The organism is Aminobacter sp. AP02, assembly GCF_003148805.1.
Lineage (GTDB): Bacteria > Pseudomonadota > Alphaproteobacteria > Rhizobiales > Rhizobiaceae > Aminobacter.
In genome coordinates this window covers 133099-153440 of record NZ_QGGX01000003.1, presented here as the reverse complement: position 1 = coordinate 153440, position 20342 = coordinate 133099, and the positions used below count along the sequence as shown (strand labels likewise).

General features: G+C 62.3%; 22 protein-coding genes. 14 read left to right on the top strand and 8 right to left on the bottom strand.

The genetic code is table 11. The annotated features are described in order from the left end of the window. Nucleotides 1–8: 8 nt before the first annotated feature. The 6 genes from C8K44_RS04580 to C8K44_RS04555 all read left to right on the top strand — a co-directional run bounded on the left by C8K44_RS04580 (nucleotide 9) and on the right by C8K44_RS04555 (nucleotide 5139). On the top strand, nucleotides 9–773 hold the full coding sequence (locus C8K44_RS04580) for an SDR family oxidoreductase (protein ID WP_109574585.1): 765 nt from the start codon (nucleotides 9–11) through the stop codon (nucleotides 771–773). Continuing rightward, nucleotides 770–2830 carry an excinuclease ABC subunit UvrC gene (gene uvrC, locus C8K44_RS04575; protein WP_109574584.1) on the top strand — a complete coding sequence of 687 codons (2061 nt, stop codon included), beginning with the start codon at nucleotides 770–772 and terminating at the stop codon, nucleotides 2828–2830. Before C8K44_RS04580 ends, uvrC begins: the two co-directional genes overlap by 4 nt. A 105-nt stretch (nucleotides 2831–2935) precedes the next feature. After that, nucleotides 2936–3532, top strand: a complete 597-nt coding sequence (gene pgsA, locus C8K44_RS04570; RefSeq protein WP_109574583.1) for a CDP-diacylglycerol--glycerol-3-phosphate 3-phosphatidyltransferase — start codon at nucleotides 2936–2938, stop codon at nucleotides 3530–3532. A gap of 4 nt (nucleotides 3533–3536) precedes the next feature. Further along, entirely contained in the window at nucleotides 3537–3791 is a 255-nt protein-coding gene (gene moaD / locus C8K44_RS04565; protein WP_109574582.1) for a molybdopterin converting factor subunit 1, read from the top strand. 4 nt (nucleotides 3792–3795) lie between these two features. Continuing rightward, nucleotides 3796–4269: a molybdenum cofactor biosynthesis protein MoaE gene (locus tag C8K44_RS04560; protein WP_109574581.1), complete on the top strand. Its 474-nt coding sequence runs from the start codon at nucleotides 3796–3798 to the stop codon at nucleotides 4267–4269. 102 nt (nucleotides 4270–4371) lie between these two features. Next, a complete protein-coding gene (locus tag C8K44_RS04555) occupies nucleotides 4372–5139 on the top strand; it encodes an META domain-containing protein (RefSeq protein WP_109574580.1) in 768 nt (255 codons plus the stop codon). Nucleotides 5140–5255: 116 nt separating this feature from the next. Here C8K44_RS04555 and ndk read toward each other — a convergent pair whose 3' ends face one another. Both ndk and C8K44_RS04545 read right to left on the bottom strand, forming a co-directional pair. After that, nucleotides 5256–5678 (bottom strand): nucleoside-diphosphate kinase, encoded by a 423-nt coding sequence (ndk, locus tag C8K44_RS04550; RefSeq protein WP_109574579.1) that lies wholly within the window; start codon nucleotides 5676–5678, stop codon nucleotides 5256–5258. An 86-nt stretch (nucleotides 5679–5764) separates the two neighbouring features. Beyond that, nucleotides 5765–6457 carry a glutathione S-transferase family protein gene (locus tag C8K44_RS04545; protein WP_109574578.1) on the bottom strand — a complete coding sequence of 231 codons (693 nt, stop codon included), beginning with the start codon at nucleotides 6455–6457 and terminating at the stop codon, nucleotides 5765–5767. A 65-nt stretch (nucleotides 6458–6522) separates the two neighbouring features. Between C8K44_RS04545 and C8K44_RS04540 the strand changes: the two genes are divergently transcribed. From C8K44_RS04540 to C8K44_RS04530, 3 genes are all read left to right on the top strand, one after another. Beyond that, nucleotides 6523–7035 (top strand): DinB family protein, encoded by a 513-nt coding sequence (locus C8K44_RS04540; RefSeq protein WP_109574577.1) that lies wholly within the window; start codon nucleotides 6523–6525, stop codon nucleotides 7033–7035. A gap of 114 nt (nucleotides 7036–7149) precedes the next feature. Beyond that, on the top strand, nucleotides 7150–8478 hold the full coding sequence (locus C8K44_RS04535) for an MFS transporter (RefSeq protein WP_245417363.1): 1329 nt from the start codon (nucleotides 7150–7152) through the stop codon (nucleotides 8476–8478). A 107-nt stretch (nucleotides 8479–8585) separates the two neighbouring features. Beyond that, on the top strand, nucleotides 8586–10463 hold the full coding sequence (locus C8K44_RS04530; RefSeq protein ID WP_109574575.1) for an ABC-F family ATP-binding cassette domain-containing protein: 1878 nt from the start codon (nucleotides 8586–8588) through the stop codon (nucleotides 10461–10463). A gap of 81 nt (nucleotides 10464–10544) precedes the next feature. On the opposite strand, the gene C8K44_RS04525 is transcribed toward C8K44_RS04530, so the two are convergent. Beyond that, nucleotides 10545–11213 (bottom strand): N-acetylmuramoyl-L-alanine amidase, encoded by a 669-nt coding sequence (locus tag C8K44_RS04525; RefSeq protein ID WP_109574574.1) that lies wholly within the window; start codon nucleotides 11211–11213, stop codon nucleotides 10545–10547. A 189-nt stretch (nucleotides 11214–11402) separates the two neighbouring features. Here C8K44_RS04525 and C8K44_RS04520 point away from each other — a divergent pair, with 189 nt between their 5' ends. The 3 genes from C8K44_RS04520 to C8K44_RS04510 all read left to right on the top strand — a co-directional run bounded on the left by C8K44_RS04520 (nucleotide 11403) and on the right by C8K44_RS04510 (nucleotide 15072). Further along, nucleotides 11403–13511 (top strand): molybdopterin oxidoreductase family protein, encoded by a 2109-nt coding sequence (locus C8K44_RS04520; RefSeq protein ID WP_109574573.1) that lies wholly within the window; start codon nucleotides 11403–11405, stop codon nucleotides 13509–13511. 8 nt (nucleotides 13512–13519) lie between these two features. Beyond that, nucleotides 13520–14413 carry a cation diffusion facilitator family transporter gene (locus tag C8K44_RS04515; protein WP_109574801.1) on the top strand — a complete coding sequence of 298 codons (894 nt, stop codon included), beginning with the start codon at nucleotides 13520–13522 and terminating at the stop codon, nucleotides 14411–14413. A gap of 116 nt (nucleotides 14414–14529) precedes the next feature. Further along, nucleotides 14530–15072 carry a hypothetical protein gene (locus C8K44_RS04510; RefSeq protein WP_109574572.1) on the top strand — a complete coding sequence of 181 codons (543 nt, stop codon included), beginning with the start codon at nucleotides 14530–14532 and terminating at the stop codon, nucleotides 15070–15072. A 26-nt stretch (nucleotides 15073–15098) separates the two neighbouring features. Here C8K44_RS04510 and C8K44_RS04505 read toward each other — a convergent pair whose 3' ends face one another. The 5 genes from C8K44_RS04505 to purM all read right to left on the bottom strand — a co-directional run bounded on the left by C8K44_RS04505 (nucleotide 15099) and on the right by purM (nucleotide 18433). Next, nucleotides 15099–15491: a tautomerase family protein gene (locus C8K44_RS04505; protein ID WP_109574571.1), complete on the bottom strand. Its 393-nt coding sequence runs from the start codon at nucleotides 15489–15491 to the stop codon at nucleotides 15099–15101. Nucleotides 15492–15532: 41 nt separating this feature from the next. Further along, nucleotides 15533–16009, bottom strand: coding sequence for a MarR family transcriptional regulator (locus C8K44_RS04500; protein ID WP_245417362.1), 477 nt, complete (start codon nucleotides 16007–16009; stop codon nucleotides 15533–15535). 114 nt (nucleotides 16010–16123) lie between these two features. Then, the gene (locus C8K44_RS04495) at nucleotides 16124–16651 is read right to left on the bottom strand and encodes a histidine phosphatase family protein (protein ID WP_109574569.1); all 528 of its coding nucleotides are present in this window, start codon (nucleotides 16649–16651) and stop codon (nucleotides 16124–16126) included. Nucleotides 16652–16664: 13 nt separating this feature from the next. Continuing rightward, nucleotides 16665–17372 carry a phosphoribosylglycinamide formyltransferase gene (gene purN / locus C8K44_RS04490; RefSeq protein WP_109574568.1) on the bottom strand — a complete coding sequence of 236 codons (708 nt, stop codon included), beginning with the start codon at nucleotides 17370–17372 and terminating at the stop codon, nucleotides 16665–16667. Continuing rightward, nucleotides 17369–18433 carry a phosphoribosylformylglycinamidine cyclo-ligase gene (gene purM, locus C8K44_RS04485; RefSeq protein ID WP_109574567.1) on the bottom strand — a complete coding sequence of 355 codons (1065 nt, stop codon included), beginning with the start codon at nucleotides 18431–18433 and terminating at the stop codon, nucleotides 17369–17371. Before purM ends, purN begins: the two co-directional genes overlap by 4 nt. Nucleotides 18434–18645: 212 nt before the next feature. Here purM and C8K44_RS04480 point away from each other — a divergent pair, with 212 nt between their 5' ends. Both C8K44_RS04480 and C8K44_RS04475 read left to right on the top strand, forming a co-directional pair. After that, nucleotides 18646–19203, top strand: a complete 558-nt coding sequence (locus tag C8K44_RS04480) for a CDP-alcohol phosphatidyltransferase family protein (protein WP_109574566.1) — start codon at nucleotides 18646–18648, stop codon at nucleotides 19201–19203. After that, nucleotides 19175–20341: an AI-2E family transporter gene (locus tag C8K44_RS04475; protein WP_109574565.1), complete on the top strand. Its 1167-nt coding sequence runs from the start codon at nucleotides 19175–19177 to the stop codon at nucleotides 20339–20341. Before C8K44_RS04480 ends, C8K44_RS04475 begins: the two co-directional genes overlap by 29 nt. Nucleotide 20342: the final 1 nt, after the last annotated feature.

The window sequence follows — 20342 nt, the reverse complement described above, 5'->3', positions numbered from 1 at the left end:
ACGACTGCATGGCGAAAATGACGGGCAATGTGCTGGTGACGGGCGGGGCCAAGCGTATCGGCCGCGCGATCGTGGAAGACCTTGCCGCGCATGGCTTTGGCGTCGCCATCCACTGCAATCGTGCCCGCACGGCGGCCGACGATCTGGCAACGACGATCAAAGCAAGCGGTGGACGAGCCGTGGTCGTGCAGGCTGACCTTGGCGACATGGTTGCGGTCGACACGCTGCTGGCCCACGCCGCGTCCGAGTTGGGCCCGATCTCGCTGATGGTCAACAATGCGTCCGTCTTCGAAAGCGATTCGGTGACCGATTTCGGCTGGGAAACCTGGGATCGGCATTTCGCCTTGCATGTGAAGGCGCCAGCGCTGCTGGCGAAGAATTTCGCCGCCGCACTCCCCGAGGGATCCGAGGGGCTGATCGTCAACATCATCGACCAGCGCGTGCTCAAGCCGACGCCGCTGTATTTCTCCTACTCGCTGTCAAAGGCCGCGCTTTGGGCCGCGACCAGGACCATGGCGCAAGCACTGGCGCCGCGTATCCGCGTCAATGCCATCGGCCCTGGTCCGACGCTGCCGAGCTCGCGCCAGGATGACGCGGCGTTTGGCGCGCAACTCGATGGGCTGATCCTGAAGCGGGGGCCAGAACTCGGTGAGTTCGGCGCGACGATCCGCTATCTCTGGCAGGCGCGTTCGGTCACCGGCCAGATGATTGCCCTCGATGGTGGCCAGCATCTTGCCTGGCAGACGCCCGATGTGACAGGCATGGTGGAATGAGTCCTCACCAATCCGACACCAAGCCGAGCCCCGGAAAAGGCGGCAAGGCTGCCGAAGACATGCCCGACACCGAACTCGATGACGACGAGGCGGTGGACGAGATCATTGCGCCCAGCGGCCCGGACCTGCCTTTCACCGCCATAGACTGGACCGCCCATGCCGGCGACGCGGACGGCATGGTGGGCGCGGAGGTGATCCAGACGCTGGTCAAGCGCCTGCCCAACGCGCCGGGCGTCTATCGCATGATGAATGCCGCCGGCGACGTGCTCTATGTCGGCAAGGCGCGCAGCCTCAAGAAGCGCGTCACCAACTACGCCCAGGGGCGCTTCCACACCAATCGCATCGGCAAGATGGTGCGCGAGACGGCGACGATGGAGTTCGTCGTCACACGCACCGAGATCGAGGCGCTGCTGCTCGAGGCAAACCTCATCAAGCGTCTGCGCCCGCGCTTCAACGTGCTGATGCGCGACGACAAGTCGTTCCCCTATATCATGCTGACCAGCGATCATGCCGCGCCCGGCATCTACAAACATCGCGGCGCGCGTTCGCGCAAGGGCGGCGACTATTTCGGGCCGTTCGCATCGGCGCAGGCGGTCGGACGCACCATCAATTCGCTGCAGCGCGCTTTCCTTTTGCGCAGTTGCACGGATTCGTTCTTCGAAAATCGCACGCGCCCGTGCCTGTTGTTCCAGATCAAGCGCTGTGCGGCACCTTGCACCGGCGAGATTTCGCCCGAGGGCTATGCCGAACTGGTAAGCGAGGCGAAGGACTTCCTGTCGGGCCGCAGCCAGAAAGTGAAGACCGAGATTTCCGGGCAGATGCAGCAGGCGGCAGAAGAGCTCGATTTCGAGCGCGCGGCCGTCTATCGCGACAGGCTCGCAGCACTTTCGCATGTGCAGAGCCACCAGGGCATCAACCCGCAGACCATCGACGAGGCTGATGTCTTCGCCATCCATCAGGAAGGCGGGCAGACCGGCATCCAGGTGTTCTTCTTCCGCACCGGCCAGAACTGGGGCAACCGCGCCTACTTCCCCAAGGCTGATTCCTCGCTCGAGGCGGCCGAAGTGCTGGGCTCGTTCCTGGCGCAGTTCTACGACGACAAACCGTCTCCGCGCGCGATCCTGCTGTCGCATTCGGTCGAGGAACAGGAATTGCTGGCCGAAGCGCTTTCCACCCGCGCGGGCCACAAGGTGACGATCTCGGTTCCGCAGCGCGGCGAAAAGAAAGACATTGTCGACCACGCAGTGCAGAACGCCCGCGAGGCGCTGGGACGCAGGCTGGCCGAGACGTCGACGCAGTCGCGGCTGCTGGAAGGTTTCGCCCAGACCTTCGGGCTGGAGAAACCGCCGGTGCGCATCGAGATCTACGACAACTCCCATATCATGGGCACCAACGCCGTGGGCGGCATGGTGGTCGCGGGACCCGAAGGTTTCGTCAAGAACCAGTACCGCAAGTTCAACATCCGCTCGACCGACATCACTCCGGGTGACGATTTCGGCATGATGCGCGAAGTGATGACGCGCCGGTTTTCACGCCTGCTCAAGGAGCATGGCGACGAACAGCCCGATACGGAAGAAGCCGAGGACGCCGGCGCGTTCCCGGCCTGGCCCGACGTCATCCTGATCGACGGCGGACAAGGTCAGATGACCGCGGTGCGCGCCATGCTGGCAGAGTTGGGCATAGAGGACCGCGTCGTAGCCATCGGTGTCGCCAAGGGACAGGATAGAGAGGCCGGGCGCGAACGCTTCTTCGTCAAGGGCAAGGAATCGTTTTCACTGCCGGTGCGAGACCCCGTACTCTATTTCGTCCAGCGCATGCGCGACGAAGCACACCGCTTTGCCATCGGTTCGCACCGGGCGCGGCGCAAGAAGGAGATGGTCAAGAACCCGCTCGACGAGATCGGCGGCATCGGGCCGAGCCGCAAGCGCGCGCTGCTGCTGGCTTTCGGAACGGCCAAGGCGGTAAGCCGGGCGGCGGTAGACGATCTGATGGCCGTCGAGGGCATCTCGGAATCCATTGCACGCCTTGTTTACAACCATTTTCACGATAATGGGTGATCAACGATAATTGTCGTCCGGCTTCCGCCTGGGCTATCGATAGACAGTTGACCCCCCGTACCCCCTTCTGATTTCACTACGGCAGACGAAAGAGCATAAGAGACCATGGCCCAGCGCGCATTCAACCTGCCCAACATGCTTACCTACGCGCGTATCCTGGCTGTGCCGCTTGTGGTGTTGTGCTTCTTCCTCGAAGGCACCTTGAAGTCGAGCGACTTTGCGCGCTGGAGCGCGCTTGCGATCTTTGTGTTGGCAAGTCTCACCGACTATCTCGATGGCTATCTGGCGCGTGCCTGGAAGCAGACCTCGAACATCGGCAGGATGCTCGATCCGATTGCCGACAAGCTCCTGGTGGCCACCTGCTTGCTCTTGCTCGCAGCCGACACTGACCATCGAGGCGGCATCGCCGGCTGGTCGCTGTGGGCGGCGATCATCATCCTGTGCCGTGAGATCCTAGTCTCGGGCCTGCGCGAGTATCTCGCGGCGCTGAAGGTGAGTGTGCCGGTCACCCAGCTTGCCAAGTGGAAGACCACCATCCAGATGGTGGCGATCGCCTTCCTGCTGGCCGGTCCGGCGGGCGACAAGATCTTCCCGTTCACCACTGACGTTGGCCTCGTGCTGCTGTGGATCGCAGCCCTTGTGACGCTGTATACTGGCTATGACTATTTCCGTGCCGGCCTGAAGCACATCATGGACGAGTGAGGGCATGACCAAGCTTATCTATTTTGCCTGGGTGCGCGAGCGGATCGGAAAGTCCGAAGAAGACGTCGACCTGCCCAGCGACGTGAAGACGGTGCACGACCTGTTGGTTTGGCTGAAATCGCGCGGCGAAGAATTCGAAAGCGCATTGCAGCACCCTGAAGTGATCCGTGTCGCGATCAACCAGGAGCATGTGGATCACCGCGAGCTCATCGGAACAGCGCGTGAGATTGCACTGTTTCCGCCAATGACGGGCGGCTGAGACGATGACGGTTGCCGTCGTGCCGACGGTGCGCATCCAGGCGGCCGACTTCGATGTTGCCGCCGAGATTTCACTGTTGACGCGAGGCAGGCCGGATATCGGCGCGGTAGTGACCTTCACCGGCTTGTGCCGCGACGAGGCCGGAAGTCTTGCGGCGCTTGAACTCGAGCATTATCCCGGAATGGCCGAGGCCGAGATCATGCGCATCGCCGGCGAGGCGATCGAGCGTTGGCCACTGGCTGGCATCACCGCCATCCATCGCTTCGGCAAGGTCAGGCCTGGAGAAAACATCGTCCTGGTGGTCGCCGCTTCAAAACACCGGCAGGCGGCTTTCGAAGCGGCCAATTTCCTGATGGACTATCTCAAGTCGCGCGCGCCTTTCTGGAAGAAGGAGCACCGTGTCGACGGCAGCGAAGGCGGCTGGGTCGACGCAAAGGAAAGCGATAGCGCCGCTGCCCAGCGCTGGGCGAAATCCTGACCGACGGCCACGGAACCACCGCATTCATTCGTACTTCTGTCTTTTGACGGAAGGCGAAGTGTCACGCGACGTCCTGGCAACCACTGAAAGAGGGAGGCTATTTTGCTCGGCAAACTCGCGGAATTTCTACTTTTCGGCTTTGCGCCGCTGGTCATCGGGATGCTGGCCGTGCCCGCGCTGGCTACGGCAGACGAGACACTGGTCACCGGCGAAGTACTATACCGCGAGCGCATCGCCTTGCCGGCGAATGCTGTGCTTTCGGTGCAGCTTGCCGACGTTTCTCTGGCCGATGCACCCGCCAGGATACTCGGGGAACAGAAAGTGGACCCGGCGGGGCAGGTGCCGATCAAGTTTGCGATTCCATTCGATCCCACCGCGATCAACACCAAGATGACTTATGCCTTGCAGGCCCGCATCAATGTTGATGGCAAGCTCTGGTTCATCAATGACGAGCGCCATGCGCTCGATCCGCTGACGGCCGGCCCGCAAATAATCCTCGTCAAGATGGTGCGCCAGTCGAGCGCGCCCGAAGAGGTCGCCCTGTTCGATCGTGACTGGGTGGCATCCGACATTGAAGGTCGCGGAGTCATCGAAAAGGCGAAGCCAACCTTGCTCATCGGTACCGACGGCAAGGTGTCCGGTCGGGGTGGCTGCAACAATTTCTTCGGCAGTGCCAAGATCGACGGCGACAAGATCGAGTTTGGCCAAGTGGGCTCGACCCAGATGGCTTGCGAGCAGGCGGCGATGAACCAGGAACACGAGTTTCACCAGGCGCTGAGCCGCGCTGCTTCGTTCCATGTCGACGGAGACAAGCTTGTTTTGGCCGACAAGAACGGCAAGGACATTCTTCGCTTCATCGCCCGGAGTTGATCCAAACGTGCAAGCCACTTGGCCGCGAGCTTAGGACAAAAGAAAAAGCCGAGGCGCGAGCCCCGGCTTTTTCGATTCTGGATCAGTGGCTTGAAGGCCGCTGCTCGCTGGCTGGATTAGCCGACGACTTCAGTGTCGGAGAACCAGTAGCGGATCTCCTGGGCAGCAGTCTCGGGGGCGTCCGAGCCGTGCACCGAGTTTTCGCCGATCGACAGCGCGTGGACCTTGCGGATGGTGCCTTCCTCGGCGTTGGCCGGGTTGGTGGCGCCCATCACTTCGCGGTTCTTGGCAATGGCGTTCTCGCCTTCGAGAACCTGGACGATCGTCGGAGCCGACGACATGAACTCGACCAGTTCGCCGAAGAAGGGGCGATCCTTGTGGACGGCGTAGAAGCCCTCTGCCTCGCGGCGGCTCATCCACACGCGGCGGGACGCCACGACGCGCAGGCCGGCATCCTCGAGCATCTTGGTGATGGCGCCGGTCAGGTTGCGCCTGGTAGCGTCCGGCTTGATCATCGAAAATGTGCGTTCGATCGCCATGATAGGTCCTTGTGATCTGGGGATTTGCAGTGTGGCGGGCTCTATACAGGCCGCCCGCCGCATTGCCAAGGGGGCAAGGGCGAAGCCTATGCCGCTGCCGACACACGTTGCCCCAGGCTGGCATGCAGGTCGAGGCAACGTGCGAGCCATTCGGCGATCGGGTCCGCGTCGTCCAGCAGCCTGTAGGGCGTGGCGATGCGGGCCCACTGGAAGGCACCGAACACGATGTAGTCGGCGAATAGTGGCCCGCTGCCGCCGATCCACGGCTGGTAGGCCAGCATGCTGCGCAAAGGCTCGAGCGAGGCCCTGAAGGCTGCGAGCCCGACGTCGCGCCCCGCACCCACCTCTTCCAGCGTCTTGCCGTACCGCACCTCGCGGCTCTGGCGGAAATAGGCCGCGTTGGCTTCATCCTGCATGCCGTGGAGGGCGGTGAGGGCAGTCATCCCGAGATAGGGATGCACCGTCAATTGTGACCAGCGTTCGATGAAGCGGGCATGCGTCTCGCCACCCGAGCCGCCAAACAGCGTCGGCCGGTCCGGATAGGCTTCTTCGAGATAAAGCGCGATGGCAAAGGAATCCGCGATCACCTTTTCGCCGTCACGGATGACGGGGATCGTCGTCGACGCGCCATCTTCGATGCCGGGCACGTCGAGGAAGCGTGTCGGCACCGCCTTGTAGTCGAGCCCCTTGTGGGCAAGCGCCATCGCAATTTTCCAGCAATGCGGGCTGAAAGGACGCGCTGCATCTCGTCCAACAAGGTCGTAGAAAAGAATGGTCATTGGCGGCGGTTCCCGATGGGCTGTAGTAAGTGGCTAGTGATTTGCGAAGCACCGAAGGATAGCAGATGAAGCAGCATTTCATGATGTTGGCCGCCTACAATCAATGGGCCAACGAACGGATTTACGAGGCTGCCGCCGATCTGGACTTGGCGGAGTATGAAGCTGACACCGGTGCGTTCTTCAAGTCGATGAAAGGCACGCTCAACCATCTTCTGGTCGCTGATCGGGTCTGGCTGAAACGGTTTACCGGCGAGGGCGATGCGCCGTCATCGCTGGACACCATCATCCACGCTGATTTCGCCAAACTGCGCGCAGCGCGGCAGGCCGAGGACAAGCGCATCGTGCAGTGGGTGGGCTCGCTCAGCGACAAGGCATTTGCCGGCCGTTTCACCTACATGACCGTGACCGACATGCGCACGATCTCGCAACGGCTCGCGCCAGCGCTCATCCATCTCTTCAATCACCAGACGCATCATCGTGGGCAGGCTCACATGATCCTGACCGTGCTTGGCCGAGAATCCGTCGGGCTCGACCTGATTTACTTCCAGCGGACGGAAGATGGCAGGGCATTTGCCTGAAGACGAGCTTGGTTCTTTTGTAAGTACCAAGAGCGCGTTCTGTCATGAGCTGTCTGGATCATAAGATCAGCGGCTGGTTTGCCTTGCCTTTGGCTGGTATCTCGGCAAGACGGCATGGCGAACGCCACGGCCGTAGCGCTGGAGTGCGAGGCACTCTCGAAATGCGGAGAACTCATGCGCGCCTATGGCGAAAAGACCGGCCAGGCCATCGTGCTGCTGCTGATTGCAGGCTCCGGCATGATAGCTATCGCCCGAGGCATGAGCCTGACCTTTCTGGCAATCCGGTTGCAGCAGGATTTCGGGCTGAGCCCGGCGCTAATCGGTGTGTTGATTGGTGGGGGGCCGCTGCTGGGGGCGGCCGTAAGTCCGTTCGCCGGAACGATATCCGACCGCATTGGCCGCCGCGTGGTGCTGGTTACGGCGCTGCTGTTTGCCGGACTTGGCCTTGTCGGCCTGGGTCTGGCGCAGTCTGTCGCAGCCTTTGCCTTGGCTCATATCGTCTCGTCGGTAGCCGCTGCCGTATATGAGCCGGTGTCGCGTGCGCTGATGAGCGACGCGGCCCCTGAAAAGCTTCGGCTGAAGATGTTCTCCTGGCGCTATCTGGTGATCAACGCCGGCTGGGCTGTCGGCCCGATGATCGGCCTTGCCATCGGCGCCAATTCTCCGTTGCCCTTCGTCATTGCGGGCATTGTCCATTTCGCCTTTGCCGCGGCCATCTTCATCGTCGTGCCTGCGGTGCTGGCCTATAGCACCGGGCGCACCGCATTTGCCAAGGCTCCAGGAATTCGCAGACTGGGCACGGCACTGCGCGACCGCAGGCTGCTGTTCTATGTAGGCGGCGGTGTATTGCTGATGGCGGTCTACGGCCAGTGGTCGGTGACGCTCTCCCAATACCTGACCACCAATCTAGCCGACGGCATGAAGATATTCGCCTGGCTGGTAACCACCAATGCGGCGGTGGTGGTGCTTGCCAGCGCGCCCGCCCGCATGGTCATCGAAAAGATCGGACCGATGAAGGCGATGGTCTTGGGCTGCCTGCTGTTTCTCGGCGGCGAAGTCGGTTTTGCCTTCGCCACCAACGCGACGATGCTGATCGGCTTCATGGTACTGTTCACCATTGGCGAGGTGTTGGTCGTGCCGGCGGAGTATGTGCTGGTCGACAAGATCGCCAACGACGACAACCGTGGCGCCTATTTCGGCGCGCACTCGCTCAGTTCTGTCGGCAATTTTCTCGGGCCCTTGCTCGGCGGGCTGGCGCTCGGAGCATTGGGCGGGCAGGGCATGTTCATGCTGTTTGCCATCTTTGCAGCGGGCAGTGCCGCGCTGTTTGCGCTCGGTCATGCGTCGCCGCCACCGGCGTCGCTCGACGGTCCTGCTGTTGATGGTGCAGGCGAAATGGCAGGCGAGGCGCTGCACCGCACGATCAGGCCAGCCTTCGCCTGATCGGGGCCACTGATCCGGGCATGGGCGCCCATTCGACTATGCGTTGTAGCTAATGGGTAGCGCGCACCCTTGCCATTGTCGCAACTCTCCTCCAAAACCGCCACGTCATGCTCATTATCAACGATCTCTCCCTCCGCATCGCCGGACGTCTTCTCCTTGACCATGCGTCGCTGACGCTGCCTGCCGGCACCAAGGCAGGACTGGTCGGGCGCAATGGCACCGGCAAGACCACGCTGTTCAAGGCGATCACCGGCGACTTCAGTTCTGAAAGCGGCAGCGTCAGCCTGCCCAAGAACACGCGCATCGGCCAGGTGGCGCAGGAAGCGCCGGGCACCGAGGAGCCGCTGATCGAGATCGTGCTCAAGGCCGATGTCGAGCGCGCAGCACTTCTCGCCGAAGAGCTGACGACGACCGATCCGCACCGTATCGCCGAGATTCATGTTCGCCTTGCCGACATCGACGCGCATTCGGCCGAGTCCCGAGCCGCCACCATCCTCGCCGGCCTCGGTTTCGACGATGAAGCGCAGCGGCGGCCCGCTTCGTCCTTCTCGGGCGGCTGGCGCATGCGCGTCGCGTTGGCGGCGGTGCTGTTCGCCGAACCGGACCTTCTGCTGCTCGACGAGCCGACCAACTATCTCGACCTCGAAGGCACGCTGTGGCTCGAGAATTACGTCTCGAAATATCCGCACACCGTCTTGCTGATTAGCCACGATCGCGACCTGCTCAACCGGGCCGTCAATTCGATCGTCCATCTCGACCAGAAGAAACTGACCTTCTGGCGCGGCGGCTACGACCAGTTCGAGCGCCAGATCAGCGAGCAGCGCGAGTTGCAGGAAAAGGGCCGTGTCAAGCAGGAGGCGGCGCGCAAGCACCTGCAGTCCTTCGTCGATCGCTTCCGCGCCAAGGCGTCCAAGGCTCGCCAGGCTCAGTCGCGCATCAAGGCGCTGGAAAAGATGAAGCCGATCTCCGCCCTCGTCGAAGACAATGTGCGGCCGTTCAGCTTTCCAGAGCCGGTGAAGACGGTTGCTTCGCCGATCGTCGCCCTCAACGCCGTCAATGTCGGCTACCAGCCGGGCAGCCCGATCCTCAAGAAGATGACGCTGCGCATCGATGCCGACGACCGCATCGCGCTGCTCGGCGCCAACGGCAATGGCAAGTCGACCTTCGCCAAGCTTCTGGCCGGGCGGCTGAAGGCCGAGAGCGGGTCGGTGACCATCGCTCCAGGTCTAAAGGTTGCGATTTTCGCCCAACACCAGCTCGACGATCTGAGGCCCGAGGAAAACGCCTACGAGCATGTGCGGCGGCTCATGCCGGACGCGCCGGAATCGAAGGTGCGCGCCCGGGTCGCCCAGTTCGGTCTTGCCACCGACAAGATGAACACTGCGGCCAAGGACCTGTCCGGTGGGGAAAAGGCGCGTCTGCTGATGGGCCTTGCCGCCTTCGACGGGCCGAACCTGTTCATCCTCGACGAACCTACCAACCATCTCGACATCGACAGTCGCGAGGCGCTTATCCTTGCACTCAACGAGTTTCCGGGCGCGGTGATCCTGGTCTCGCACGACCGTCACCTTCTGGAGGCGACGGCCGACCGGCTGTGGCTGGTCAAGGACGGCTCGGTCAATCCGTATGACGGCGACCTTGAGGACTACAAGACGCTGGTGACCGGTGTGTCTGGCGACCGGCGCGAAAGGCGTGAGGCCGACAAGGCCTCCAAGGCGGACAAGCGCCGCGAGGCTGCCGCCCGCCGTGCCGCAATGGAGCCGCTCGCCAAGGAAATCCGGGCTACCGAGGCGCTGATGGATCGCATCCGCAAGCGCATTGACAGCATCGAGGACCAGCTTGCCGACCCGAAGCTGTACGAGAAGGATCCGACGACGGCGACGCAACTTGCCAAGGAGCGTTCGCAGCTTGGAGCCCAGCTCAATGGCCATGAGGAAAAGTGGCTCACAATGTCGGCGGAATATGAGGAAGGCGTCGCGGAGTAGGGCTGCTCCGCGAGCTTGTGTCAGCAGCGATGCGGCAAGCAAGGTTCGCAGGCTCGTTGCGACGGGGCATGCGCGCCACGATCAATCGTCGAAGATCACCTGCTCCCGGATCTCGCGCGCGTTGCGGGCAAGTCCGGCGACCATGGCTTCTCCCGGACTTTCCGGGGAGTCCAGAACCGTCTCCCGAAACTTGTCCCACGGAAAATGGGCACCAGGATCCGTGCGCCGGGTCGGGTCCAGCTTGGCGTGGGAAACGATGTACTTCAGGTTTGGGTACTTCTCCCAGCAGTACCTGACGATCTGTGCCGTGGCGGCGACCTGCCAATCAGAGTAGCGGTCGCTCGAAGCGACCATGTTCACGATCTCTATCCCGAGCGAGTAGTCGTTGACCCCTTGCTCGCCGAAATAGACGTCCGGATGCGAAGCTGTGTTGCGGACGTGCCAGGCGCGACGTGCCTCATGGCAGGTGGCCCAGACGTTCTTGGCGTGTGCGGCTTCGTTTTCGTCTGGGACCAGCCAATGGAAGCTTGCGCTTCTCGACTTTATGACCGAGACGGCGCCTTCGGATGAAGCGCCGGCGGTCGCGTGAATGACGATCGCCCTGATGCCGGTAATGGCATCGACAGTGCGCCTGGTCGAGGCCGAAATTGCGTAAGGAATGATGCCTGGGTACCACTCCTCGTCAAGTTTGACGTTGGTCGGTGCCGAATTGCTGGGAAGATTGAATTGATATGTCCTTGGATCGGGCATGCTAACCTCCCTAACGAGCGCTTGAGCATCTTCACCTTTCCATTATGTCGGAGACTGTCCGCAATAATAGATTTATCGCTGGCCATGTCTACAACCGTGAATTGCTTCACGGAAAGCGCGCAATGACTGGACATTTGGCGGGCGAACATTCTTATGTCGGCTCCAGTCAAATCCCGATACGATCGACCCATGAACACCCATACGAAAATCCGCATCGGCCATTCGGCCTGTCCGCATGATTGCCCCTCGACCTGCGCGCTCGATGTCGAACTGCTCGATGACAAGCGTATCGGGCGCGTGCATGGCGCCAAGGACAACAGCTATACGGCGGGTGTCGTCTGCGCCAAGGTTGCCCGCTATGCCGACCGCGTCCACCATCCCGACCGTCTGCTGAAGCCACTGATCCGTGCCGGCGCCAAGGGCGACGGCAATTGGAAGGAAGCGAGCTGGGAAGCGGCTCTCGATCTGATCGCCGAAAAATTCATCGCCGCCGAGGAAAAGCTGGGTTCCGAAACCGTGTGGCCCTATTTCTACGCCGGCACGATGGGGCTGGTGCAGCGCGACGGCATCGAGCGGCTGCGTCACGCCAAGAAGTATTCGGGTTTCTTCGGGTCGATCTGCACCAACCTCGCCTGGACCGGCTATGTGATGGGCACGGGTTCGCTGCGCGGGTCCGATCCGCGCGAGATGGCCAAGTCCGACTGTGTCGTCATCTGGGGCACCAATGCAGTAGTCACCCAGGTCAATGTGATGACCCACGCGATCAAGGCGCGCAAGGAACGTGGCGCCAAGATCGTCGTCATCGACATCTACGAAACCGCAACCATGAAACAGGCCGATTTGGGCCTGGTGCTGAAGCCCGGCACGGACGCGGCGCTTGCCTGCGCTGCCATGCACGTGCTGTTCAGGGAAGGTTTGGCCGACCGTGCCTATCTCGAAAGATACACCGACGACCCAATAGGGCTGGAAGCGCATCTCAGAGACAAGACGCCGGAATGGGCGGCTGCGATCACTGGTCTGGCAGTCGAGGAGATCGAGGCTTTCGCCCGGCTGATTGGAACCACGAAAAAGACCTTCTTCCGCCTCGGCTACGGTTTTTCGCGCCAGCGCAACGGCTCGGTCAACATGCACGCTGCATTGTCGATACCGGCGGTGACAGGCGCCTGGCAATATGAGGGCGGCGGTGCCTTCCATTCAAATTCGGGCGTACTGAAGTTCAACGGCGAACTGTTGGAGGGCACCAAGTTGCGTGACCCCAGCATCCGCTACCTCGATCATTCGCGCATTGGCCCGGTGCTGATGAACCATGAAGACGCCCTTTACGGCGGCCCGCCGGTGACAGCCCTGCTGATCCAGAACACCAACCCGGCGAATGTCGCGCCCGAACAGCGGCTGGTGGTGAAGGGCTTCCTGCGCGACGACCTGTTCACCTGCGTGCACGAACAGTTCATGACCGACACGGCCAAGCTCGCCGACGTCGTTTTGCCCGCGACCATGTTTCTGGAGCATGACGACATCTACAAGGGTGGCGGCAACCAGCACGTCACGCTCGGCCCGAAGTTGATCGATCCGCCGGAGGGGCCGCGTACCAACCACTACGTCATCGAGCAACTGGGCAAGCGGCTGGGCGTGTCGCACTTGCCCGGCTTCGGCATGACCGAACGCCAGCACATCAACATCATGCTGGAGAAAAAGGGCTTGGGCGATTTCGATTCGTTCAAGGACCAGCGCTGGGCCGACCTGCAGCCGGCGTTCGAGGACGCGCACTTCCTCAAGGGGTTTGGCCATCCCGACGGCAAGTTCCGCTTCAAGCCGCAGTGGAACGGCGGAACAGCGCCCAACAAGCCGCCGAAAAGCATGGGCATTTTCGGCCCCGTCGCGCAGCTCCCGGAATTCCCCGACCATGTCGACCTGATCGAAGTGGCCGATGCCGAGCATCCGTTTCGGCTGGCGACCTCTCCGGCGCGCAACTTCCTCAACTCGACATTCGCCGAAACGCCGGTGTCGCGCGACAAGGAAGGGCGCCCCGAACTTCTGATCCACTCGCAGGACGCAGCCGAACTCGGCCTGTCGTCGGGCGACCGTGTCGAGATCGGCAACAAGCGCGGCGAGGTCGTGCTGCATGTCAGGCTGTTCGACAAGATCAAGCGCGGCGTCGTCATCGCCGAGGGCATCTGGCCGAACTCGGACCACGAGCGCGGCGAGGGGATCAATGTCCTGACCGGTGCGGATGCGCCTGCGCCTTATGGTGGTGCTGCCGTGCACGACAACAAGGTATGGATCAGGCCAGCCGCCTGAGGGGCATCATGAGCGGCGACCATGCGCACGGCGACATCGAAAATACCCCGGCGTCGCGGCTATGGATGGCGTTCGGCCTGACCTGCGCTTTTACTGTGGCGGAGGCCATAGGCGGTTTCGTCACCGGTAGCCTGGCGCTGATTTCCGATGCCACGCACATGCTGACGGATTCCATGGCGTTGGCGATCGCGCTTGTGGCGATCAATGTCGGCCGACGCCCGGCCGATCTGCTGCGCACCTACGGTTATGCCCGTTTCGAGATCCTGGCTGCGGCGTTCAACGCGCTGCTGCTGCTCGCCGTCGCCTTCTACATTCTCTATGAAGCCTACATCAGGCTCTCGGTGCCGCAGGACATCCAGTCTATCGGCATGCTCGGCATCGCCGTCGTCGGCCTGCTGGTCAATCTGACTTCGATGCGCCTGCTGTCCGGCCACAAGGACGGCAGCCTCAATGTAAAAGGTGCCTATCTCGAAGTCTGGGCCGACATGCTCGGTTCGATCGGTGTGATTGCGGGTGCGGCGGTCATCTGGCTCACCGGTTGGCAATGGGTCGACTCGCTGCTTGCCGTCGGCATCGGCTTCATGGTCTTCCCGCGCACCTGGGTCCTGCTCAAGGAGTGCATCAATATCTTGCTCGAAGGCGTTCCGCCGGGCATGGACCTCGCCGAGGTCGAAAACGCCATCGCGACCGTTCCCGGGGTGGCGTCCGTCCACGATCTGCATCTGTGGGCGATCACCCAGAGCAAGGCGTCGCTGACAGCGCACGCGGTTCTCGACGAAGGTGCGGATGCCGAGGCGGTGCGACGGGCGATCGAACAACGGCTGCAGGACAAGTTCGACCTGCATCACACCACGCTTCAGTTGGAGCGCGAGAACTGCGCGCCTTCGGAACGGATTCATTGACGCAAGCCTGCGTCACGCTGTCCTTTCAGCAGATTGCCCTATTATCTCTAACATTCAGAGTTCCTATCTCTGCCCGGCCGATGATTCGTCGGCGCTGACGAATTCGGAGACGGTCGATGGGCGACTTCAACAACAACTATAAGGGACGCGGAAAAGGCCATGGTGGCCAGCTCGGCGAGGTCCTTGAGGCCCTCAACGCTCGGCTGGGTAAGGCGGCGAGCGGTCGCCGTGGTGACGCAGAGAAACGGAGTTCCGGCGAACAGGCAAGCCAGGCGTTCGGGCGCGACGGTCCGGCGAAAGTCGAGCGTCGTTCGCGCATGCCGAGGTTCGGTACGGCGGTGGCGCTCACGTTGCTTGTATTGTGGTCGCTGTTTGCCTGGGTCGGCTATGGCCTCGTCGATAGTATCCTTGCCTGGGCTTCCGCCAATGTCGGCGCGATTGTCGAGACCGGCAAGGACGCCGCAGCCGCGACCGGCATCGGCACGGAGGTCGTCGGCGCCTTCGACAGTTCGCAAACCACCGGCTTTCTCGGCGGATTGGTCGGTCTGGTTGGCGTCGTCCTACGTCCGCTGATCGTCGTCGTATGGCTGGGTGGCGCCGTACTCATTCTCGCAGCGCCCTGGCTGGTATCGCTGCTGCGCCGCAAGTTCCGAACCTAGGGCCTCAGGCCCGGCACGCCGAGCGGTCAGGAATGATGGTAGCGGAACTCCTGAGTCTTGCCGCCATAACCATAGGCCGCAGCCTTGACGTCGTGCACGTGGATGTAGCTTTCCTCGTGAATGGCGCCGAGGATATTCGCAAAGCCGTCGAAGACCGCCTGGATGTAGCGCTTCTTCTCATCCTTGGTGTTGGTTTCGTCCGTGACCTTAATCTCCAGCGCAAAACTCGACTTGCCGTGCTGTTGAAGGGTCCTTCCGGCAACGATCCAGTCGCGCGGGTCGACATAGGTGATGGCGATTGCCGTCACCTCAGGCTTCTTGCCGAGGATGTTGCTGGTGTGCTCGGCCAGCATCGCGGCGACGTCTCCCGTGAGGGTGTCGCTGCGCTGGGCGGCGATCTTGACGCTGAGGATAGGCATGGTTTCTCTCCATTAGTTAGATATGCAACTATTCGGTCGGATCATTCCAGTTTTGAAGCGATGTCTCTCGCCTGCTCGACAAAGCCGGCGAAAACGGTTTCACCGAAAAGTGTGGCCAGCTTCTCCGTGGTCGCTCCGCTTGCGGCGTTCAGCGCATCCATGATGGCCAGCGCCTCAGCTGTTGGAGTGATCGCGGATTCGCGTTTGTCACGCGTGGACTTGTTGCGGACGATAAGGGCCTTGGCCTCCAGCCCGTCGAGGCCACGCGTGGCCGTCGCCCGCGCGATCTTCAATTCGTCGGCGAGCTCGCTTTGCAGCAGGCCTGGGCGCGCCAGAATCGCCCGCAACATGAAGCCTTGTGGCGGGGTCAGGTCAAAAGGGGCGAAGGCTTTCGACCAGATCCGGTCGAGCTGGCGCGCCAGTGCGGTGGTGTTGAAGTAGATACAGCGATCGAACATGACGTGACGATAGCGGCAATTGATTGCATATGCAATTATTATTTTGCAGCGCCAGGTCACCGGAACGCGGAGGAAGGAAAAGATGGCTCGGTACGCTGAAATCGCTGAGATCCGCTGATGCCTAACAGAGCGGCATTGCCGGCACCACTGCCTCGCCGCCGGTGGTGACGCTGCTCAGCCAAGGTCCCTCGGCCTCAGGCAATGAGTCAGGCGCGCGAAGCCGGGGCGCAGTTCATCCCAGCCACCTTCGAACTCGAAACGGGCGAGTGCCCCACTCGGGAACTTCTCCTGAAGGGACTGGACAGCATTGCCGTTCGAGCCGGGGCCGGAAAGTTGTGCAGCGAATGTCTCGAGCCCCGGATTGTGGCCGATGATCAGCAATGTGCCGACGTCCTTGGGCGTCGTCTTCGCGGCATTGAAGACGTCATTGGCTGAAGCGCCGTAGAGGCTTTCTGGGAAAACAGCCTCGGGCAGAGGTCTGGGCCAGTTCGTGGAGGCCAGCTTCCAGGTTTCACGCGTGCGCGCCGCCGGCGAAACCAAGGCCAGGTCAGGCAGCCAGGCTCGTTTTGCGATCTCTGTGCCCATGCGCGGCGCGGCCCTGTGACCGCGCGGGGCGAGTGGCCGATCGAAATCGGCGAGTGTCGGATCGTCCCAGCTCGATTTGGCGTGGCGCAGAAGCAGCAATTGCCTTGTCTTCGCCATACGCGCCTCCCGGTCAGGGTGTGATGCGTGCCAATTGTTCGAGATCGATCTCGTCGCGCACCGGGTTGGGCGCGGCAATCTCATCGTGGCCGATCGCGTCGCCAAAGCCTGAATAGGTCGTCCGACCGCCTTCCATCAGTACCTTGCCTTCGGCAAACAGCTTGAGGGCGAGGGGATAGAGCCGGTGTTCGGCCTTGAGCACGCGCGCCGACAGCGTCGGCTCGTCGTCGTCGATCAGGACGGGCACGGCGGCCTGGGCGATGATCGGGCCGTCGTCCATCTCAGGTGTGACGAAATGCACGGTGCAGCCATGGACGCGGATGCCCGCTTCGAGCGCGCGGCTATGGGTGTCGAGACCCTTGAAGGATGGCAGCAAAGCGGGATGGATGTTGATCATCCGGCCTTGCCACTTCTCGACGAAGCCGTTGGTCAACAGCCGCATGTAGCCGGCAAGTGCGACGATCTCGGCGCCAAAGGCGGTCAGGGCCGCGTCGATAGCAGCGTCATGGGCGTCCTTGCTGGCGTGATCGCCGCGCGCCACCACCTTGGTGGCAATGCCGCGGCTGGCGGCGATGCCAAGGCCCGGTGCGTTGGGCTTGTCGGAGATGACGCCGACGATTTCGGCGGGGAAGGCCGGATCTGCGGCAACATCGATCAGCGCGGCCATGTTGGAGCCGCGGCCCGAGATCAGGATGACGGTACGCTTGCGCGGCGTGCTCATAGCGACAGCGAACCGCGGTAGATGACGCCGGTGTCGCGGCGCGGCACGATGCGCCCGATGGGGGTGACCGTCTCGCCGGCTTCCTGCAGCACGGCGGCAACCTGTGCTGCCTGGCCGGCGCCGACAACCGCGATCATGCCGATGCCGCAGTTGAAGGTGCGCATCATTTCCTCTGGTGCGACCCCGCCGGTCGCAGAGAGCCAGGAGAAGACGCGAGGCACTTCGATGGCGGACAGATCGAGCTCGGCCGAGAACTCCTTGGGCAGCACCCTTGGGATGTTTTCGGGGAATCCGCCGCCGGTGATATGGGCCAGTGCCTTGATGCCGTGGGTCTCACGGATCGCCCTGAGTAGCGACTTGACGTAGATGCGGGTAGGTTCGAGCAGCGCTTCCGCCAGCGTCGGCCCATCGGCGAAGGGCGCGCGGTCGCTCCATTTGAGGCCGGATTTCTCGACGACGCGGCGCACCAGCGAATAGCCGTTGGAATGCACACCCGAGGAGGCGAGGCCAAGCAGTACGTCGCCTTCGACAACATCATCGGTGGGCAGAAGCTGGCCGCGCTCGGCGGCACCGACGGCGAAGCCGGCGAGGTCGTAGTCGTTGCCGTGATACATGCCCGGCATTTCGGCGGTCTCGCCGCCGATCAGCGCACAGCCGGCCTGGCGGCAGCCCTCGGCGATACCGGACACGATGTCTGCGCCCTGGTTGGGGTCGAGCTTGCCGGTGGCGAAATAGTCGAGAAACAGAAGCGGCTCCGCGCCCTGCACGACAATGTCGTTGACGCACATGGCAACGAGATCGATGCCGATGGTGTCGTGCTTGCCTGCGTCGATGGCGATCTTGAGCTTGGTGCCGACGCCGTCATTGGCCGCGACCAGGATCGGATCGGTAAAGCCGGCGGCCTTGAGGTCGAACAATCCGCCGAAGCCGCCGATCTCGCCATCCGCGCCTGGCCGGCGCGTCGAGCGCACCAGCGGCTTGATCTTCTCGACCATCAGGTTTCCGGCGTCGATATCGACACCTGCCTGCGCGTAGGTGAGACCCTTGCTGCTTTCGCTCATCGTCAAATCCTGATGCCGTGCGCTTTTGGGGCGCTATTCGCATGAACGGCCCGTTCCCGCAAGCGAGACAGGCCGGATGCGGCACAATCAACTCGCCAAAGCGGTGGACAGGCCCCACATTGCGGCCTGTCACTTGCGGTGGCGTGAAGTCTCGCCCATGTATCGGGAAAAGACAAAGAGTATCGGCGAAAGACAAAGGCGGGACGCAGGTTGTGACTATTCCCAACATGATCACGATCATGCGCCTGGTGCTCGTACCATGCGTGATCTACGCCATGTTGTCGGGGCAGTGGGACTGGGCGTTCGCCGGTTTCGTCATTGCTGGTGTTTCGGACGGCGTCGACGGCTTCATCGCGCGCCATTTCAACCAGCGATCCGAGCTCGGCGCTTACCTTGATCCGATGGCCGACAAGCTGCTGCTGGTCAGCGTCTTCGTCGTGCTCGGCATCATGGGCCACTTGCCGCTGTGGCTGGTGATCCTTGCCGTGTCGCGTGATGCGCTGATCGTCTGCGCGGTGCTGCTGTCGACCATCATGGGGCACCCGGTGGTGGTGAAGCCGCTTATGGTCTCCAAGGTCAATACCGCCATGCAGATCATCCTGGCGGCGATCGTTCTGGCCGAACTGGCTTTCACGCTCGACCTGGGGCCGGTTCGCCCGGCGTTGATAATGCTGTCCGGCCTCTTGACCGTCGCTTCCGCGGCAGCCTATCTCGTCGCCTGGCTGAGGCACATGAGCGGTTATGGCGAAGGCGAAACTCCCAACCGATAACGAGGCGGCCGAAGAAGCCGCCGCTGCGGCGTTCCGCAAACAGATCCGCTTCTGGCTGATCACGGCGATGCTGTTCGTCGCGTTCCTTTATCTGTTCAGCAATATCTTGCTGCCCTTCGTGGCTGGCATGGCACTGGCCTACTTCCTCGACCCGGTGGCGGATCGACTGCAGCGGCTGGGCCTGTCTCGGGTCATGGCGACGGTGGTAATCCTCATCTGCTTCATCGTGCTTTTGACATTGGCGCTGGTGGTGCTGATCCCGGTGCTGGCGTCTCAGATGGCCGACTTCGCGGCCAAGGTGCCCGGCTATGTCGAAAAGCTGCAGCAACTGGTCACCAATTACAATCCGCAATGGCTGGAGCAACGCTTTGGCGTCGATGCGGCAGGCTTGCGCGAAGGGCTCAATTCACTGCTCAGCGCCGGCTTCGGCTTCCTGACCACCGTGTTCCAGTCGATCTGGAGCTCGGGCGTGGCACTGTTTTCCATCGCCAGCCTCTTCGTCATCACGCCTGTGGTCGCCTTCTACATGCTGCTCGACTGGGATCGCATGGTCGCGGTCGTCGACAGCTGGGTGCCGCGCGACCATGTCGAGACCGTGCGCCAGCTTGCCACCGACATCAACGCGGCGACCGCTGGCTTCGTCCGTGGCCAGGGCACGCTCTGTCTGGTGCTGGGCGTGATGTATGCGATTGGCCTGACGCTGACAGGGCTCAATTTCGGCGTGCTCATCGGCCTCTTCGCCGGGCTGATCAGCTTCATCCCCTATGTCGGCTCGATGGTCGGGCTGGTGCTGTCGGTCGGCGTCGCTTTCGTGCAGTTCTGGCCTGACTGGACAATGGTGGTGGCGGTGGCTGGCGTGTTCTTCGTCGGCCAGTTCATCGAGGGCAACATCCTGCAGCCACGCCTTGTCGGCAAGAGCGTCGGCCTGCATCCGGTATGGCTGATGTTCGCGCTCTTTGCCTTCGGCGCGCTGTTCGGTTTTGTCGGCCTGCTGGTGGCTGTGCCAGCAGCAGCAGCCGTCGCGGTGCTGGTACGCTTTGCGATCGCGCGTTATCTCGATTCGCCGCTCTATCACGGCCATGCGGTGCCGCCGCCTGCCGTAAATCGCGAGACCGGCGGCGCAAGTTCGGAAAAATGAC

Bases quoted from the DNA above. Each gene is read 5' to 3' on its own strand.
- C8K44_RS04580 (WP_109574585.1), top strand. From the start codon at position 9: ATGGCGAAAATGACGGGCAATGTGCTGGTGACGGGCGGGGCCAAGCGT.
- uvrC (WP_109574584.1), top strand. From the start codon at position 770: ATGAGTCCTCACCAATCCGACACCAAGCCGAGCCCCGGAAAAGGCGGC.
- pgsA (WP_109574583.1), top strand. From the start codon at position 2,936: ATGGCCCAGCGCGCATTCAACCTGCCCAACATGCTTACCTACGCGCGT.
- moaD (WP_109574582.1), top strand. From the start codon at position 3,537: ATGACCAAGCTTATCTATTTTGCCTGGGTGCGCGAGCGGATCGGAAAG.
- C8K44_RS04560 (WP_109574581.1), top strand. From the start codon at position 3,796: ATGACGGTTGCCGTCGTGCCGACGGTGCGCATCCAGGCGGCCGACTTC.
- ndk (WP_109574579.1), bottom strand. From the start codon at position 5,678: ATGGCGATCGAACGCACATTTTCGATGATCAAGCCGGACGCTACCAGG.
- C8K44_RS04545 (WP_109574578.1), bottom strand. From the start codon at position 6,457: ATGACCATTCTTTTCTACGACCTTGTTGGACGAGATGCAGCGCGTCCT.
- C8K44_RS04540 (WP_109574577.1), top strand. From the start codon at position 6,523: ATGAAGCAGCATTTCATGATGTTGGCCGCCTACAATCAATGGGCCAAC.
- C8K44_RS04535 (WP_245417363.1), top strand. From the start codon at position 7,150: ATGGCGAACGCCACGGCCGTAGCGCTGGAGTGCGAGGCACTCTCGAAA.
- C8K44_RS04530 (WP_109574575.1), top strand. From the start codon at position 8,586: ATGCTCATTATCAACGATCTCTCCCTCCGCATCGCCGGACGTCTTCTC.
- C8K44_RS04525 (WP_109574574.1), bottom strand. From the start codon at position 11,213: ATGCCCGATCCAAGGACATATCAATTCAATCTTCCCAGCAATTCGGCA.
- C8K44_RS04520 (WP_109574573.1), top strand. From the start codon at position 11,403: ATGAACACCCATACGAAAATCCGCATCGGCCATTCGGCCTGTCCGCAT.
- C8K44_RS04515 (WP_109574801.1), top strand. From the start codon at position 13,520: ATGAGCGGCGACCATGCGCACGGCGACATCGAAAATACCCCGGCGTCG.
- C8K44_RS04510 (WP_109574572.1), top strand. From the start codon at position 14,530: ATGGGCGACTTCAACAACAACTATAAGGGACGCGGAAAAGGCCATGGT.
- C8K44_RS04505 (WP_109574571.1), bottom strand. From the start codon at position 15,491: ATGCCTATCCTCAGCGTCAAGATCGCCGCCCAGCGCAGCGACACCCTC.
- C8K44_RS04495 (WP_109574569.1), bottom strand. From the start codon at position 16,651: ATGGCGAAGACAAGGCAATTGCTGCTTCTGCGCCACGCCAAATCGAGC.
- purN (WP_109574568.1), bottom strand. From the start codon at position 17,372: ATGAGCACGCCGCGCAAGCGTACCGTCATCCTGATCTCGGGCCGCGGC.
- purM (WP_109574567.1), bottom strand. From the start codon at position 18,433: ATGAGCGAAAGCAGCAAGGGTCTCACCTACGCGCAGGCAGGTGTCGAT.
- C8K44_RS04475 (WP_109574565.1), top strand. From the start codon at position 19,175: ATGGCGAAGGCGAAACTCCCAACCGATAACGAGGCGGCCGAAGAAGCC.